This is a genomic window from Marinobacter sp. (genome assembly GCF_014859525.1).
In the GTDB taxonomy this organism is placed as follows: domain Bacteria; phylum Pseudomonadota; class Gammaproteobacteria; order Pseudomonadales; family Oleiphilaceae; genus Marinobacter.
The window spans coordinates 1-14,733 of sequence record NZ_JACUUB010000068.1 but is presented as its reverse complement, the minus strand read 5'-3'; the positions used below and the strand labels follow the sequence as shown (position 1 = coordinate 14,733).

The 14,733-nt window shown below is 54.8% G+C and carries 17 protein-coding genes; 7 read left to right on the top strand and 10 right to left on the bottom strand.

Features of this window, described 5'->3' with window-relative positions; translation table 11 throughout:
• Positions 1 to 14: 14 nt before the first annotated feature.
• Together IBX51_RS12180 and IBX51_RS12175 are read right to left on the bottom strand one after the other, a co-directional pair.
• Positions 15 to 578 carry a DUF1415 domain-containing protein gene (locus IBX51_RS12180; RefSeq protein ID WP_291831536.1) on the bottom strand — a complete coding sequence of 188 codons (564 nt, stop codon included), beginning with the start codon at positions 576 to 578 and terminating at the stop codon, positions 15 to 17.
• A 185-nt stretch (positions 579 to 763) separates the two neighbouring features.
• A complete protein-coding gene (locus IBX51_RS12175) occupies positions 764 to 2,350 on the bottom strand; it encodes an ABC-F family ATPase (protein ID WP_291831535.1) in 1,587 nt (528 codons plus the stop codon).
• A gap of 182 nt (positions 2,351 to 2,532) precedes the next feature.
• On the opposite strand from IBX51_RS12175, the gene IBX51_RS12170 reads away from it, so the two are divergent.
• The gene (locus IBX51_RS12170; protein ID WP_044384047.1) at positions 2,533 to 2,811 is read left to right on the top strand and encodes a peptidylprolyl isomerase; all 279 of its coding nucleotides are present in this window, start codon (positions 2,533 to 2,535) and stop codon (positions 2,809 to 2,811) included.
• A gap of 82 nt (positions 2,812 to 2,893) precedes the next feature.
• On the opposite strand, the gene IBX51_RS12165 is transcribed toward IBX51_RS12170, so the two are convergent.
• Positions 2,894 to 3,724 (bottom strand): DUF2059 domain-containing protein, encoded by an 831-nt coding sequence (locus tag IBX51_RS12165; RefSeq protein ID WP_291831534.1) that lies wholly within the window; start codon positions 3,722 to 3,724, stop codon positions 2,894 to 2,896.
• A 99-nt stretch (positions 3,725 to 3,823) separates the two neighbouring features.
• Between IBX51_RS12165 and IBX51_RS12160 the strand changes: the two genes are divergently transcribed.
• Positions 3,824 to 4,543, top strand: a complete 720-nt coding sequence (locus tag IBX51_RS12160) for a lysozyme-like domain containing protein (RefSeq protein WP_291831539.1) — start codon at positions 3,824 to 3,826, stop codon at positions 4,541 to 4,543.
• A 2-nt stretch (positions 4,544 to 4,545) separates the two neighbouring features.
• Here the strand turns inward: IBX51_RS12160 and IBX51_RS12155 are convergent, their stop codons facing one another.
• Complete coding sequence (locus IBX51_RS12155; protein WP_291831533.1) at positions 4,546 to 5,445, bottom strand: LysR family transcriptional regulator; 900 nt, start codon at positions 5,443 to 5,445, stop codon at positions 4,546 to 4,548.
• Between the two features lie 128 nt (positions 5,446 to 5,573).
• On the opposite strand from IBX51_RS12155, the gene IBX51_RS12150 reads away from it, so the two are divergent.
• Complete coding sequence (locus IBX51_RS12150; RefSeq protein WP_291831532.1) at positions 5,574 to 5,768, top strand: hypothetical protein; 195 nt, start codon at positions 5,574 to 5,576, stop codon at positions 5,766 to 5,768.
• A 188-nt stretch (positions 5,769 to 5,956) separates the two neighbouring features.
• Here the strand turns inward: IBX51_RS12150 and IBX51_RS12145 are convergent, their stop codons facing one another.
• Positions 5,957 to 7,639 (bottom strand): AMP-binding protein, encoded by a 1,683-nt coding sequence (locus IBX51_RS12145; protein ID WP_291831531.1) that lies wholly within the window; start codon positions 7,637 to 7,639, stop codon positions 5,957 to 5,959.
• Between the two features lie 400 nt (positions 7,640 to 8,039).
• Between IBX51_RS12145 and IBX51_RS12140 the strand changes: the two genes are divergently transcribed.
• Complete coding sequence (locus tag IBX51_RS12140; RefSeq protein WP_291831530.1) at positions 8,040 to 8,495, top strand: hypothetical protein; 456 nt, start codon at positions 8,040 to 8,042, stop codon at positions 8,493 to 8,495.
• Positions 8,496 to 8,526: 31 nt separating this feature from the next.
• Here the strand turns inward: IBX51_RS12140 and IBX51_RS12135 are convergent, their stop codons facing one another.
• Both IBX51_RS12135 and IBX51_RS12130 read right to left on the bottom strand, forming a co-directional pair.
• Entirely contained in the window at positions 8,527 to 9,240 is a 714-nt protein-coding gene (locus tag IBX51_RS12135) for an ABC transporter substrate-binding protein (RefSeq protein ID WP_291831538.1), read from the bottom strand.
• Positions 9,241 to 9,575: 335 nt separating this feature from the next.
• Positions 9,576 to 9,815, bottom strand: a complete 240-nt coding sequence (locus IBX51_RS12130; protein ID WP_291831529.1) for a TIGR02647 family protein — start codon at positions 9,813 to 9,815, stop codon at positions 9,576 to 9,578.
• A gap of 351 nt (positions 9,816 to 10,166) precedes the next feature.
• Between IBX51_RS12130 and IBX51_RS12125 the strand changes: the two genes are divergently transcribed.
• The 3 genes from IBX51_RS12125 to IBX51_RS12115 are packed head-to-tail and all read left to right on the top strand — an operon-like array spanning position 10,167 to position 12,354.
• A complete protein-coding gene (locus IBX51_RS12125; protein ID WP_291831537.1) occupies positions 10,167 to 10,880 on the top strand; it encodes a lytic transglycosylase domain-containing protein in 714 nt (237 codons plus the stop codon).
• Positions 10,880 to 11,662, top strand: a complete 783-nt coding sequence (locus IBX51_RS12120) for a spermidine synthase (RefSeq protein WP_291831528.1) — start codon at positions 10,880 to 10,882, stop codon at positions 11,660 to 11,662. The genes IBX51_RS12125 and IBX51_RS12120 overlap by 1 nt, the downstream gene beginning before the upstream one ends.
• A complete protein-coding gene (locus IBX51_RS12115; RefSeq protein ID WP_291831526.1) occupies positions 11,659 to 12,354 on the top strand; it encodes a pseudouridine synthase in 696 nt (231 codons plus the stop codon). Before IBX51_RS12120 ends, IBX51_RS12115 begins: the two co-directional genes overlap by 4 nt.
• Positions 12,355 to 12,369: 15 nt before the next feature.
• Here the strand turns inward: IBX51_RS12115 and yeiP are convergent, their stop codons facing one another.
• The 3 genes from yeiP to IBX51_RS12100 form a co-directional block, all read right to left on the bottom strand.
• Positions 12,370 to 12,936, bottom strand: coding sequence for an elongation factor P-like protein YeiP (gene yeiP / locus IBX51_RS12110; RefSeq protein ID WP_291831525.1), 567 nt, complete (start codon positions 12,934 to 12,936; stop codon positions 12,370 to 12,372).
• 278 nt (positions 12,937 to 13,214) lie between these two features.
• Positions 13,215 to 13,913 carry a crotonase/enoyl-CoA hydratase family protein gene (locus tag IBX51_RS12105; protein WP_291831523.1) on the bottom strand — a complete coding sequence of 233 codons (699 nt, stop codon included), beginning with the start codon at positions 13,911 to 13,913 and terminating at the stop codon, positions 13,215 to 13,217.
• Between the two features lie 114 nt (positions 13,914 to 14,027).
• Positions 14,028 to 14,402, bottom strand: coding sequence for a hypothetical protein (locus tag IBX51_RS12100; RefSeq protein WP_291831522.1), 375 nt, complete (start codon positions 14,400 to 14,402; stop codon positions 14,028 to 14,030).
• Positions 14,403 to 14,733 lie beyond the last annotated feature (331 nt).

Here is a 14,733-nt window from a genome sequence, read left to right as displayed (position 1 = left end):
ACAGGCTCTGCGAACTATTCGGCGGTATTCGAGGAATACCCAAGGCAACCTGACAGAACACTCCGCATCTTCTCTGCACCCAGCTCATTCATCAATGCAATATTCCGGTCGGGAATGCCATCCACATCCGGATAACTGTCGATAGCGGCTTCAAGACTCGCTTCACGCAGCAAATGCAGCATGGGGAACGGCGAACGATTGGTGTAATTCTCCGCCGCCCCCGGCTCGGTCTCGGCAAACTGGTAGTCAGGATGAAAACTCGCCACCTGGTAAATCCCTTCCAGCTCCAGATACGCCACCAGGCCTTCGGCGGTGTCCAGGAACTCGTTGTAGGCATCAAAGGCCTGCAACACATGCGGATGAATCAACAGGGTGGTCTCGATATCCGGCTCGTCCTCAAGCCGCTGAAACTCGGCATGCAGGGCTTTCAGAAGATCGTCTTCGTTCGCGGCATCCGTCACCACAAAGCGAACCCGGTCCCTGACCAGTTCCCGCTTGGCAAACGGGCACAGGTTGTAGCCAACCACAACGTCTTCAACCCATTTTCGGGTTGCGGTCACAACCGGAGACTCACTCATGATTTTGTCCTCAATCCTCTGGAAAACCACCCAATGGTATGGGCGGACGGTTGGGTAGGCCTGTCCAAAAATGTGCGGAGCCATGGATGGCGGAGCCCAAGCGCCACATGGATGTGCCGTAAGGAGCGGTTTTTGGACAGGCCTACCCAACCGTCCGCAAACTCCCAAAGCCTGATAAACCGGGGTCAGAAGTAGCCTTGGCTCCTGAGATAATCATCATAACTGCCACTGAAGTCGGTAATGCCATCCGCCTTCAACTCAATAATGCGGGTAGCCAGCGAAGAAACAAACTCCCGGTCGTGACTGACAAAAATCAGCGTACCCGGATAGTTCTCCAGCGCCAGGTTCAACGCCTCGATGGACTCCATGTCCAGGTGGTTGGTCGGCTCATCCATCAGCATCACGTTTGGCTTTTGCAGAATCAGCTTGCCGAACAGCATCCGGCCCTGCTCGCCACCCGAAATCACCCGCACCGATTTGCCGATGTCATCGCCAGAAAACAGCATGCGACCCAGCGTGCCGCGCACCAGCTGCTCGCCGCCTTTGGTCCACTGCGCCATCCAGTCCGACAACGTTTCATCCCGGGCAAAGTCAGCGGTGTGGTCCTGGGCGAAGTAACCTACCTGCGCGCTGTCGGTCCACTTGACTTCTCCACCGTCCGGCTCGTAAACACCTGCCAGGCACTGCAGCAGCGTGGTTTTACCGATACCGTTGGGGCCAATGATGGCTACACGTTCGCCGGCTTCAATCTGCAGATCCAGATTTTTGAACAGGGGGCCCTCTTCAAAGCCTTTAGTCAGGCCATTCAGAGTAACGGCCTGGCGATGCAGTTTCTTTTCCTGCTCAAAACGGATGAACGGGCTTACCCGACTGGACGGTTTGACGTCTTCCAGCTGAATTTTATCGATCTGTTTGGCGCGGGAAGTCGCCTGCTTAGCCTTGGAGGCGTTGGCCGAGAAGCGGCTGACAAACTGCTGCAATTCGGCAATCTGGGCCTTTTTCTTGGCGTTATCGGACAGCATGCGTTCGCGGGCCTGGGTAGCCGCGGTCATGTATTCGTCGTAGTTGCCCGGGAACAGGCGCAGCTCGCCATAATCCAGATCCGCCATGTGAGTACAGACGCTGTTCAGGAAATGGCGGTCGTGAGAGATGATGATCATGGTGCTGTTACGGGCAACCAGAATACTTTCCAGCCAGCGGATGGTGTTAATGTCCAGGTGGTTCGTGGGCTCGTCCAGCAGCAGTACGTCCGGGTCGGAGAACAGCGCCTGGGCCAGCAATACGCGCAGTTTCCAGCCAGGGGCCAGGGCGCTCATGGGGCCGTTATGCTGCTCCATTGGAATGTCCAGGCCGAGCAACAGTTCACCGGCGCGGGATTCGGCGGTGTAGCCGTCCATCTCAGCAAATTCCACTTCCAGATCCGCCACCGCCATGCCGTCTTCTTCGCTCATTTCTGGCAGAGAATAGATGCGGTCGCGCTCTTTCTTGACGTGCCACAGATCTTCATGGCCCATGATCACGGTGTCGATCACCGTGCAGTCTTCGTAGGCGAACTGATCCTGGCGCAGTTTACCCAGGCGAACGTTGGGCTCGAGCATAACCTGGCCCGCAGAAGGCTCCAGATCGCTGCCCAGAATTTTCATCAGGGTGGATTTTCCGCAACCGTTAGCGCCGATCAGGCCGTAACGGTTGCCGTTGCCAAATTTGGCAGATACGTTTTCAAACAGGGGCTTGGCCCCGAATTGCATGGTGATATTGGCAGTGGAAATCAAGAAAAGAACCTATCAGCGTGAGGGCCAGCGCCGCGCCGGCAAACGAAAGCCGGCATTGTACAGGTTTACCCGCAGGACTGTGAGACCGCAGAAACACGGATAAAAAGCGCTTGCCTCTGGCCGGCTGTGCGGGCAGCATTCGGTTCTGAGATTCCCATCCATCCAACCACAGGATAATGATCATGGCACAAGCAACAGCGCGCCACATTCTGGTAGACAGCGAAGCGAAATGCGAAGAACTGAAAAAGGCGATTGAAGGTGGCCAGGATTTCGCAGAAGCGGCCAAGCAGCACTCTTCTTGCCCTTCTGGCCGTAACGGCGGCGACCTGGGCTCTTTCGGCCCGGGCCAGATGGTTCCCGAGTTCGACAAGGCGGTGTTCAGCGGTGAGCTGAACACCGTTATGGGCCCAATCAAGACGCAGTTCGGCTATCACCTGCTGGAAGTCACTTCCCGCAGCTAATAGCCAAGAGCCGTCTGCATGGCTACCTTATGCAGACGGCTCAAAACTTGTTAACCGCCCCCCCGCTTTGCCCGCTCGACCCTTAACGTGATTCACCCGCTCCGAAGCTCATAAACCGGGCAAGCTGAATGCCGATGTTTTCGATCGGCGCGGTAATAGACTCCTGAATACTGCTGGTCACGACCTGGGTAAACGTTCCGCCTGCATCGCTTTCCAGAAAATCCAGGTACAGGTTCATTTCCTGCAGACTGATGTCCCGATAAGTGAACAGATAGCTGTCATAGACCTGCTGACCAACCATTCCTTGCAACATAGGCCTTTGATTATCCAAGCGGTTCTGAATCTTCTCATAATGCACTGAATTGCTGCTCAGTGCTGCCATTGCAGTCGCCAGTCCCAACTGCACAGCGATGGTGGTATCTACCGCACTCTCGGTAGCACGAGAAGCGCGATCAAAGCGATCAAACAGTTTTTCCCGCGAACTGCCCTTATTGGCCTCATTCAAGGCACCTGCACGGCTGCGCATGTCAGCCCAGGCAGCGGGAGCCGAGGCTGCAATTTCAGCCTGGGCGATTCTTTGGGCCACAGGCGTCTGATACCAGCCGTGCACTTGCTCAAGTTGTTTACTGGTCATCGACGCCTCAAGATCCGACACCAGCTTTCGTTCAATATCCTCAGCCCGGTAGCTGCTGCTGACAACATAGCCGATGGTGTCCGCTACCATGGGAGGCACCTGGCCACTTTGTTTGAGACCATCCCGAATGCCCTGGCTCATCATCGCTGGATACTGACCAACGATGTCATCAATCGGAGACGCCGTCAGCACCTCGCGAGCATCGGGCGACGCGTACACCGCGCCTGAAAACAAAAGCCCGGTGACTAAAAGAGGTTTAACTAGGGAGATCAATCTCATTTGACTATTATCCTGTGTCTGGAATGGCTTTGTTTATGACACGGCCGGAGGCTCTCCGGCAAGTGCCCCGGGGCCTTCGGAGATGACAGTTTGGTAGGAATGGTTCGCAAAAATACCCAAAAACGCCGAAAAATCCGCAACAAACGCTTTAATGTTTGGCGCTCGCGCGCGGGCTGGTATGGGCTGCCATTACTGGGGCTTGCCATCGGATTGTGGGCGACGCTCCGGTTTAGTTTGCTCGCGCCCGAGCCACCGGCCAATCCGGAGAATATCTGTGACATTTTCCGGGAACACACGGTGTGGTTCGACTATGCCCGGGCTTCTGAGGACAAATGGGGAACACCCATCGCAACCCAGCTGGCCTTCGTTTACTACGAATCGTCTTTCCGCAGTCACGCTCGCCCCCCGCGCACCAAACTGTGGGGCCGGATTCCATGGAAGCGACCGACAACGGCATTTGGCTACGCGCAGGCGCTGGACCCCGCGTGGGGTGAGTACCTGGCAGCCAATGAAACCACCTGGCGAACAGTGCGTACCGACATGAAGTACGCTCTGGATTTTGTCGGCTGGTATAACCACCTCAGCAATCGCCACCTGAGCATTCCACTGAGCGCGCCTCGCCAGCTCTACTTGGCCTATCACGAGGGCCGCGGCGGCTACGCCCGGCGCTCCTTCGAGCAAAAGCCGGCCATTCAAAATCTGGCACAACGGGTTCAAAACCGTGCCTTCCGCTACGACAACCAATTAAAGCAATGTAAAGCTGAGTTCCAGTGCTGGCGCTGGTACCAGTTCTGGCCCTTCTGCCGGTCAGACAGCTGAACTCAGAGCGGACCACTGATCTCGATGGCAGATGCCAGCGACTTGAGTCGCTCAACCAGAAATTCCATCACAATCCTCACCCGCGCCATCTGCTGAGTATCCTGATTGACGTGCAGCCACAGATCCACACTTTCCCCATCAAGGGGGTCAGACAACCGCCTCAGCTCTTTTGCAGCCTCACCAAGATAACACGGCAAAACCGCCAGCCCCGCTCCGGACTTCGACAGCGCAACCATAGACTGCAGGCTATTACAGCGAATGACCGACGTCACATTCTTGAGGTGCTTGCGATACCAGCGCCCCGTCGCCAAGTGGCTAAAGCTCTCGTCCGGGATAATCCAGGTGCAGGCTTCCGGACGGTTCTCGATATCCATGCCCCGGTTTCGGCGGCAATATCGGGCGGACCCGTAAACGGCGGATTCAACAGCGGCGATTCGCTCACCTTCCAGGGTCGCCTGAGGTTTGTTCTCCGGCCGCAGGGTCAGGTCAGCTTCCCGATGACTGAGGTTAGCGACATCATTGTCTGTCAGCACTTCCAGTTCGATGTCCGGATACTCATGCACCAACTCCGCCAGGATCGGGCTGAGCAGCTCGTTCATCATCGCATCTTCAGCAGCCACCCTCACCTTACCGACGGGCGCGGCGTCGTCACCAACCAGCTTGCGCTCCAGATTCTCAACATCAATGGCGAGTTTCTGGGCTTCACGATAAACCAGTTCGCCCACCGGAGTGAGCTTCAACCCATCCCGGTTACGCTCAAAAAACTGCACACCCAACGACTCTTCCATCTGATCAAGTCGTCGTAAAACAGTGGTTTGGTGCACCCCCAGCAATTCACCAGCTTTCGCAAGGGTTCCACCTATTGCCAGAGCTCTTATATATCGAAGATAATCCCAGTCCATAGTTACTGCATATTTGCAACGTGAGTACGGATTTTAACGTATTCAAACTGCAAATAAGAACCCCTAGAATGTTTCCTAAATTAAAGATAGATAGCTAACCAATACACCAGATTAAGGAGGAAGGCGCTATGACTCAGAACCATATCGCAACTATAAACCCGCTGCCGTCCAGTATCCTCCACAACAGCAATGAGGTTCGGAGCCAGTATACCCGCGCTGCTGCCAAGCAAGCGATGCAATTCATCCGTCGCAAGATTCGCGTGTTTAATCGCAAGGCGGCAGATGTAACGCAGGATTTTCCCCAGATGCAAGGCGGTCTTTAATTTCGCTTAGCTAAGGCAGCGATAGCCACACCTCTGCACCCCAAAAAAAACGCCGCTGGCCAGTTCATTGCCAGCGGCGTTTTGCGTTTCTTCTCCGGTTAACGGGCATCTCCACAAAATGCCTTGGAGCATTGCCCGGAATTCGCCGTCAAGTCAGCGAACAACGGTCGCGGCCAATCCCAAAGCCATCAAAACTCCCAGATCACTTTTCGCTTCTGATCAAACCAGCTGTCCATCTTCTGGTTATAGAAGTCCTCAATAACGTTCCGCTTGATCTTCATGGTCGGCGTTAACATGCCGTTTTCCATGGTCCAGGGTTCTTTAACCACGACCACAAAGGCAATTTTCTCATGAGACTCGCTTTCTGCGTTCACCGCGTCCAGCTGCTGGGCCAGCTCCTGCTCCAGCACACTCCGTTCAGCACCGCGATCCAGCTCGTCTCTCGCCTCTTCTGACAACAAAACCATCAGGCATGGTTGCGTCTGATTGGCGCCGGCCACACAGACCACTTCAGCTTTCGGGTGGTTGAACCGGTTTTCGATAGGCACCGGCACCACGTACTTGCCCTTTGAGGTTTTGAACAGATCCTTCACTCGCCCGGTAATGCGCAAATAGCCATTCTGATCGATCTCGCCCATATCACCGGTTTTGAGGAAGCCATCGTCGGTCATGTCTTCCTTGGTTTTTTCCTCATTTTTGTAATAGCCAAGCATCTGCCCCGGGCTCTTGACCTGCACTTCGCCACCCTCGCCGATGCGATGGGTCACTCCCGGGTTGGTCCGGCCCACCGTGCCGAGTTTGGTCTGGCCTGGCCGGTTGCAGTGGGAATAACCGAAATTCTCAGACATACCATAGACTTCGAGCAACTCAAGGCCCAAGCCCCGGTACCAGCCAATGATTTCGCCAGACAGTGGCGCCGCACCCGTCAATGCCGCCCGGCAATGGTCAAGCCCCAGCTGTTTGAGCACCTTCTTTTTGACCAGTGAATTCAGAATCGGAATATTAAACAGGACCTTTTGCTTCTTAAGCGGCAGCTTGGCATTTACGCCAAGGTAGAACTTCATCCACAAACGTGGCACGGAGAAGAAAAGCGTGGGGCGTGCCCGCTGTAAATCTTCCTGAAAGGTGTCCAGGGAGTTAGCGAAGTAGAGATGAAAGCCGTAATAAAGAGACTGGGTTTCCACCGCAGCCCGCTCCGCCACATGAGCCAAAGGCAGGTACGACAGCATGCGCTCACTGGAAGAGACAGGGAACAACTGCTGAAGCCCGTCTGCTACCGAAATCATGGTGCGAAAGCTGTGCATCACACCTTTCGGCCGGCCGGTGCTGCCCGAGGTGTAAACAATCGTAGCCAGCGCATCCGGATCAGGTAGCTTAGGCTCTGCAGGCGACTGCTCCTTAACAATGTCCTGCCACTTGGGCGTGTCGTCCCTCGGTGACAATGGTAGCGAAACAACAGGAAGATCCGCAGGGATATGGTGCTTGATGTCATGCCAACCGTCGGCAGTGCCATCCATTTTGCCCAGGAACAACAGTTTGGCCTCGCAGTGCTCAAGCACATAGGCCGCGGTTTCGCCATTCAGGGTTGGATACAGCGGCACGCTGACATGACCGGCCGCCCAGATGGCCAGATCCGTCAGAACCCAATGGGCGCTGTTCTTGCCCAGAATTCCCAGATTACTGCCTTCTGGCAATCCAAGGCCGTTCAGGTACCCGGCCATTCGGGACACCTGGTCGGCGGCCTCCGCCCAGGTAATGTCTTCAACCCGGCCATCCGGATAAGGCTGGGTCAGGTATACTTTATCGGGAGTTTGCTCCGCCCAGTAATACAGGCAATGCAGCGATGTCTGTTTCTTGGGATCAACAGCCATAGTGGCTCCTTGTTGTTGTTATCTTCGGATTGTCTGAAATCGTGTTCTTGTTATTGGTTTCATACTAGCCAACTTTCCCTGTCTCTCAATAGCAATAACACTCCCGGGCATTGACCATTTAGCTCGAAGCTGGGATTCAGCGCTCAAAAATTGTCGTGACATCCATCAAGTCTGGTCTAAAGTGAGTAACACCGCGTATTGATTCCCAATACCTCAGGAGTTCGCCATGAAAACATCAACTCGCTCTGCTCTTATTTTTCCTGCCTGGGCTGTCATTCTTATTGGGTCCTGCGCATTCCTTTACACCGCCTACGCAGGCATGTTGGGTTCCTAAGCAACCGCTCAAAGCTGTACTCAGATCTGACCTCCAAGGTACCTTGATGCCAACACCAAGGAGACCATGATGCTGAGAGCTGTTGCCACCCTGCTTTTTTTATTTACCTTGACGGGCTGCCAAAACCTGCCTGATCGGCTGGAAGGCATTGCCGGGAATGTGATTTTACTGAAAGCACATCACTGCCTGGAGGAACCCGTTGATAATGTAAACCGCATTCACTTCGGGCCCTGTTTAAAAGTCACCGACATTAATGGTCAGCCCCCGGCTGTGCGCGACGATGACTTTATTGAGCTACCCATCAAACAAGCCATGATCATCGGGACAAGTTGCGTATATCGACACGCTGATGGCACCCCCATACCGGCCACCGTAGAGACCGTGAACGTTGAGATAGGGCCCGACACCTTTACCACCGGTGGGCAGCGCTGGTATTTACATGCCCACAAACAAGCCCGGCGGGTGATCGGTTGCAAGCCTACGTTATCACGCTCCGTGAACCCCTCAGAGCGCACAAACTGAGGGGTCAGGCTCAGACCAAGCTGCACGCCCGTTACTGGTAGCGAGAGATAATCCGGTCTAACTCGCCTGCACCACGCGCTTCGTCGACAGCGCGCTGCAGGTCGCTCACAACCTCAGGTGCGGTTTCTTTGCTCATCGCAAGGTACATGGGGGTTTCACGGAATACCAACACAGGCTTCAGGCCCGTAATGCCATGCTCCTGTTCAGCCACCAGAGGGCCGACCAAGCCATCGGTCACCCACAGATCGGCCTGACCAAGCGCCAGGCGCCGCGGATTGACATCGCCCGAGGAATTCATAATCACGTTAAAACCCTGATCTACAAGGTACTCAGACATCACGTCACCCCGATAACCGGCAATGACCAACTCTTTGGCATCCTCCAGAGTCTCAATCGTCATGTCTGAATCCGGAGCCGCGAAAAGTGTCCATTTGATGGGTGCCAGTGGGCCAACCCATTGGAACAGATCCTCACGCTCCTCGGTGCGTGCGGTGCAAAACAAACCGTGATTCTCTCTCCCCTGGATCCAATTATAGGCGTAACTCCACACCCGCATTTTCATGACTGCATCATAATCCACGCGGGTTAGCATCGACTTGACCATGTCGGTGCAAATACCGGTCATCTGATCTGCATTATGGGCAAATCCCTCGCCCGAGACAGACGCATTGTAAGGAGGGTAATGCTCGGTAAATATGTAAAGGCGTTCAGCAGCCTGTATTACGGAACTTGAACCAACAAACATTAACGGGACAAGCGATACCCTGATGGCTCTTCGCAGGATTTTCCTGGCTGATGCAATCACACAACGCATTTCATGTTCCTTTTGGACGATGATTGTTTTGGTATGGCGCCAAAACGTGCAGACCTGGCACTTAGGGCCAATCGTTTTGATAGCTTAGGCCACCGGGCAACCATAATCCTCTTTCAACAGGGACTATTCGGTCACAAAACGTATCTGAAAATACGACAGCGTCATCTGAATGTCTCTCGCGCCCCCCTGACAAGCAGGGCCGAGGCAACCACGAACCCTGGCCGCCCGACTTGAGAGACAAGCACTCATTGCGGTACCCCGCCGCCCTACCTGCCAGCCAGTATGGTTTGCAGCTTTTGAGTAAACTCGACCGCTTCGCAGCCCAGCGGAGTCAGGTAGCCGCCGTCTTTCTGGCTGATCAATCCTTTTGCAAAAAGAACTTCAGCAGCCTCTACGGTTTCCGGTGCGGCGGTGTGAGCGTGCACTTTGATGCCCTCCTGAGTTGAAACGGAAGGAAACTGCAGCAGCAGGTTCAGCTCGGCTAGATGGTTCGGCGAGAAAGGCATAGAAGCTCCACATCAGTTGGTTTAAAGTCAGTCTAGCTCAAATCCATAAGGGCCAGACAATAATCTCGAACGAATTGGTCTGGATGCATATTCTTTTGAAATATCCTATTGTTACAGCGATACCAGTGCCACTCTCACCTCCGAGCGCCAGCGCCCCGATCACAGCACGGCCCCGCATTCATGGATGAAAACACAAAACGGAGGAAAGCACTGCACGCACTGAATGACCGGAAGGTTTGTGACGCCACCAACAATCCGTATCATCGAGGCACGAAACTCCTACACTAAGGAAGGCATCTGCCGCGATAATGGCGGTAGACTATCTCGTGTAACCGGAACATCAGGCCTTTGATGAATTACAGCGGCATCCATACTCTCACTAAAGTTACTACTCTGGTGGCCATTGTGCTGCTGTCGGCAAGCTTCACCCACGCCAACAGCATTCAGCGTATCGTGCACCCCGATGGCCGGGTGGAGTTCACCAATGTCAAAAGCAGCCAAAACCAGCCAAGAGCCTCAACCCGGGATGAAACCGTTTACCGCTACACCGACGAACATGGCGTGGTTGCCTACAGCAGCCAACGCCCCAGCAATACCGACTTCGACGTAATCCGCTTTCATTGCCATGCCTGCGATCCGGGATCTACCGTGGATTGGCACAAAACCCCCCTGTTCCTCAATCCCTTCCGGGATGAAATCCTGACCGCCGCCCGGGAATTTCAAGTAGACCCGGCACTGGTCAGAGCGGTCATCCATGCAGAGTCCGCGTTCAACCCCAGTGCCATCTCACCCGTCGGAGCCCAGGGCCTGATGCAACTAATGCCAGGCACTGCCAGGGAGCTAGGCGTTGATAACCCGTTGGAAGTCAAAGAAAACATTCGGGGTGGCGTCAACTACCTTGCCAGGATGCTGCAGCGCTTTGGTGGCGATATCAAGCTGGCCACCGCCGCCTACAACGCCGGGCCGGGGGCCGTAGGCCGCTATAAAGGCATCCCGCCGTTCGCAGAGACCAAAGCGTATGTCGAACGGGTAGGCATTTTGCACCAGCGCTACGCGGCCAACTGATGGGCACCATCCTCAAACGTCCTGAAATCAAGGGCGACATTGTTCATGTTGCCAGTGATCCCCACGGCAACATTCTGGTTATCGATGACCGTAAACACCGGATCTTGAGCTTTGATTCGGTCTTCGAGCAAAGCAAAATCCTGCGGACCGCACCCCATGTGCCTGTGCATGAATACAATCGTGCCATGCTATTGCCGATCGCCTTCGACGAACCTGCCCAGGTAACGGTATTGGGCCTTGGCGGTGGGGTTCTGGCCCACGGTCTGTTCACCATCCTGCCTCAAAGCACTATCCAGGTTTACGAGCTGCGCCGAAAAGTGGCGGATATCGCAAAGCAGTGGTTTGCCCTGCCCGAATCAGACCGTTTAAATGTGCAGATTGCCGACGCCCGCCTGGCCATAGACCAGCTACCTGAAGCGGGCACCGATATGGTCCTGACCGATCTGTACAGCGCAGACCGCATGAGCCCAGCGCAAAGTCAGCGACAATTCATAAAAGCCTGCGGACGGGCACTGTCAGACACTGGCTGGCTGGTACTGAACTACCACCGGATGCCAGACCCCGACGGCAACCTTATTCGAGAGCTCAAGCGCCAGTTTCCATTGCTGCTGGTGTTCAAAAGCCGCACCAACAACTGGGTGATCTACGGGCGAAAACAGGAATTCGATCCGTGGACGGTGGATAGATCCCGGCTGAACTCGCTGGAAGAGCGCCTGCCCATAGGCTGGCGCAAACTGATGAAAAAGCTCAGCCGGTTGACGCCAGCTCTCCCCTCCCCATGAAACTCTCACGCATTATCAGTAACCAGAACAGCGTCAGCCGCCGCTTTGCCAATCAGCTATTGGCTGCAGGCCGCGTGATAGTGGATGGCACCGTTTGCCGGGACGGCAGCCTGGATATTCCGCGATTTCAGGAAGTCCGAATAGATCAGAACATCGTCCAGCAGGCGCAACCCGCTTACTACCTGATGCTGCACAAACCCGCCGGTTACCTGAGCGCAACCCGGGATGATCAACATCCGACGGTTATGGAATTAATAGAGCCAGACCTGCGTGCACACTTGCACATTGGAGGACGTCTGGACCGGGCGAGTACCGGGCTGTTAATCCTCAGTAGCGACGGGCATTGGTCACGACGGTTGACGGCACCCGCCATCAAGATTCCAAAGGTTTATCGGGTGGCAACCGCTGAACCCATCAGCCCGCAAACCTCAGAACGTTTTGCCGCAGGCATCTGGTTTGAATTCGAGCAGTTGACTACCTCCCCCGCCCAATTGGAACAACTGGGCGACCGTGAGGCCAGAGTGACGATCTTTGAAGGCCGCTATCACCAGGTTAAGCGCATGTTCCACGCCGTGGGCAATCGGGTAACATCACTGCACCGGGAAAGTATGGGAAGCCTGGCACTGGATCCGGGGCTTCCCACCGGCGGCTATCGCCACCTTACTGCTGACGAGATCAGCTCCATCGGTTGATGCAGCTCGATCAAATCAGGCGCGGCTGAGGAACTTCCGCTCTTCCACATTGACCTTGATGCGGTCGCCGGTAGAGATGTGCTCAGGCACCTGCACCACCAGACCCGTGGTCAACTTGGCCGGTTTGGTTCTGGCCGTTGCAGAGCCACCCTTAACGGATGGATCGGTTTCTTCGATGCTCAGCTCTACCGTCGGCGGCAGGTCCAGCGCTACCGGAGTGTCAGACACCAGAATGGCCATCACGCCCTGGGTGTCCTCGGTAATGAACAGCAACTCTTCTTCAATCGCGCTTTTATTCAGCATGTACTGGGTAAAATCTTCATTGTCCATGAAGACATATTCATCGCCATCGGCATACGAGAACGTCACCGAGCGGCGCACCAGATCAGCAAGGTTGAGCATATCCGAGTCTTTAAACGTCTCATCCAGCTTCTGGCCAGTGACCACATCGTACATCCGCATGCGGTACAGGCTGCCACCGGCACGACCTTGCGGTACCGAGCGCTCGATGTCTCTTACAAAATAGACTCGTCCATCGTATTCAACCGCCTGGTTCTTCTTGATCTCACTCGCTTTTGGCATAACATCTGGTTCCGATAAGGTTAGTCATTAAAAGCGCTGATATACCATGACTGAGGCTAAGAAGCGATAGGCTCAGCTGTTTGCCCTGGAAAGCTCTGCTCTGGTTTTAAGCCGACTCTCCCGGGGAATCTAGGCGTTGGCATAACGCCATCTTTGATCATCGGTTTCCGGCATGGTGTTAGCGTGGCGATGACACTCCCCTGCACGCAGCACCGCTCGCCTGTTGGCGGGACATGCAGGGAAGTTGATCAGGTCGATATTGCAAAGACCGTCAAGCGTTAACCCATCAAGTCAAAGTGAGCCGCATCTTGCTCAATACAGCGGTCCAGCAACGCCAGGTAATCCGCTTTCACTTTTAGTTTGGTCTGCTTATGAGCGTTCAGGTTCAGCTGCTTCATTTGGGCAGCAACCGCCACGGCACGTTCCATCAACTGCTCCGGAGCCACCAGTTCATCCAGGAAACCGGCTGCAACGGCACCTTCTGGATTAAAGATTTCCGCGTTCACCACGGAACGGTAAAAGTAAGGCGCCGGCATGCGATGGCGAGCAATCTCGATGCCCGCGTGGTGCATGGTCATGCCGATGGCCACTTCATTCAGGCCCAGCTTGAAACCACCTTCCACACCAATCCGGTAATCCACAGACAACAAGACAAAGGCACCTTTGGCAATGGCATGACCACTGCAGGCGCCAATCACCGGCAGCGGGAACGCAGACAGTCGACGCGTCAGGGTTGAGCCGATTTTCACCAATGCCATGGCCTCTTTCGGGCCTTTCTGCATTTCTTTCAGGTCGTAGCCACCAGAGAACATACCGGGCTGGCCTGTCAGAATAACGATGGCTTTGTCCTGTTCGGCACGATCAAGCGCAGCGTTCAACCCCTCAAAAACATAGTGCCCCAGCGCATTGGCCTTACCGTTGTTCAGGGTGATGGTCGCGATGCCGTCGTTCAATTCGTAAGTTACGAGTTCAGTCACCTGTGTGTCCTCATCTACTGCCAGATTTAAGTGAGTGTTTGTTTACACCAGAATGCCAAGATTGTGTGCGATCCGGGACAACAGGTAAAGCCCTGCGCATCTTCACGCCACCCGTTAAGGCCGGACAATGCTCGATTGCGGCACCAGGCAATTCATCATAGAGATCGATACGTCCCGGAATACCGCCTCGGAATTCACCACACTTGGAAAGTTGTCATAAATAGCCCTTCGGCAAGCGGAGGTTCTTGGTTGCGCGCGCTTCACGCATTCTGCAACAGCCTCTTCACCATCAGCGCCGGCCGACTGCGCACAAAGCTGCGGGATCTGAGTGACGGCCCAGTCCACTACCTCACTGCTTTTAACGGGATTGGCCTGCAGGTTGATAAAACGGGCGGAGTCGGCGGGATCGGACGGCCCCTGGCTCTGGCCCCAGAATACATAAACAAGAGCAACAGACACCATGGCAACCGTAACGATGGGGAACTTCATGAACACTTTCCGTTTTTAAGGCGTGAGTGCCGGATGATAAAGACATGGGCCGCATACGCCAAGCTGCGTATGTCTTGGCTCGCATCACATCAGGCTTTGCTGCCACGGGCTGATTTTCGCCGCGCTCCGAAAAATCAAGGGGCAAATACCAAAAGGTTACGCACAAAATCTGTGGATAACTTTGTGTGTAGCCCAAGGATAGCCTGCTTGAGCCTAATAAAGCCGCGGGCTCAGGCAATGTGACCGTAAAATGAACGGGTCAGAATTTATCCACCGCTGGCCGCTATCGGAAATAGTCCTGCAGTAACTCATGGTACCCCGACTGATAGTC

What these genes read in the sequence shown, in the direction of transcription:
- IBX51_RS12180 (WP_291831536.1), bottom strand. Translation starts at nt 578, where the DNA reads ATGAGTGAGTCTCCGGTTGTGACCGCAACCCGAAAATGGGTTGAAGAC.
- IBX51_RS12170 (WP_044384047.1), top strand. Translation starts at nt 2,533, where the DNA reads ATGGCACAAGCAACAGCGCGCCACATTCTGGTAGACAGCGAAGCGAAA.
- IBX51_RS12165 (WP_291831534.1), bottom strand. Translation starts at nt 3,724, where the DNA reads ATGAGATTGATCTCCCTAGTTAAACCTCTTTTAGTCACCGGGCTTTTG.
- IBX51_RS12160 (WP_291831539.1), top strand. Translation starts at nt 3,824, where the DNA reads ATGGTTCGCAAAAATACCCAAAAACGCCGAAAAATCCGCAACAAACGC.
- IBX51_RS12155 (WP_291831533.1), bottom strand. Translation starts at nt 5,445, where the DNA reads ATGGACTGGGATTATCTTCGATATATAAGAGCTCTGGCAATAGGTGGA.
- IBX51_RS12150 (WP_291831532.1), top strand. Translation starts at nt 5,574, where the DNA reads ATGACTCAGAACCATATCGCAACTATAAACCCGCTGCCGTCCAGTATC.
- IBX51_RS12145 (WP_291831531.1), bottom strand. Translation starts at nt 7,639, where the DNA reads ATGGCTGTTGATCCCAAGAAACAGACATCGCTGCATTGCCTGTATTAC.
- IBX51_RS12140 (WP_291831530.1), top strand. Translation starts at nt 8,040, where the DNA reads ATGATGCTGAGAGCTGTTGCCACCCTGCTTTTTTTATTTACCTTGACG.
- IBX51_RS12135 (WP_291831538.1), bottom strand. Translation starts at nt 9,240, where the DNA reads ATGTTTGTTGGTTCAAGTTCCGTAATACAGGCTGCTGAACGCCTTTAC.
- IBX51_RS12130 (WP_291831529.1), bottom strand. Translation starts at nt 9,815, where the DNA reads ATGCCTTTCTCGCCGAACCATCTAGCCGAGCTGAACCTGCTGCTGCAG.
- IBX51_RS12125 (WP_291831537.1), top strand. Translation starts at nt 10,167, where the DNA reads ATGAATTACAGCGGCATCCATACTCTCACTAAAGTTACTACTCTGGTG.
- IBX51_RS12120 (WP_291831528.1), top strand. Translation starts at nt 10,880, where the DNA reads ATGGGCACCATCCTCAAACGTCCTGAAATCAAGGGCGACATTGTTCAT.
- IBX51_RS12115 (WP_291831526.1), top strand. Translation starts at nt 11,659, where the DNA reads ATGAAACTCTCACGCATTATCAGTAACCAGAACAGCGTCAGCCGCCGC.
- yeiP (WP_291831525.1), bottom strand. Translation starts at nt 12,936, where the DNA reads ATGCCAAAAGCGAGTGAGATCAAGAAGAACCAGGCGGTTGAATACGAT.
- IBX51_RS12100 (WP_291831522.1), bottom strand. Translation starts at nt 14,402, where the DNA reads ATGAAGTTCCCCATCGTTACGGTTGCCATGGTGTCTGTTGCTCTTGTT.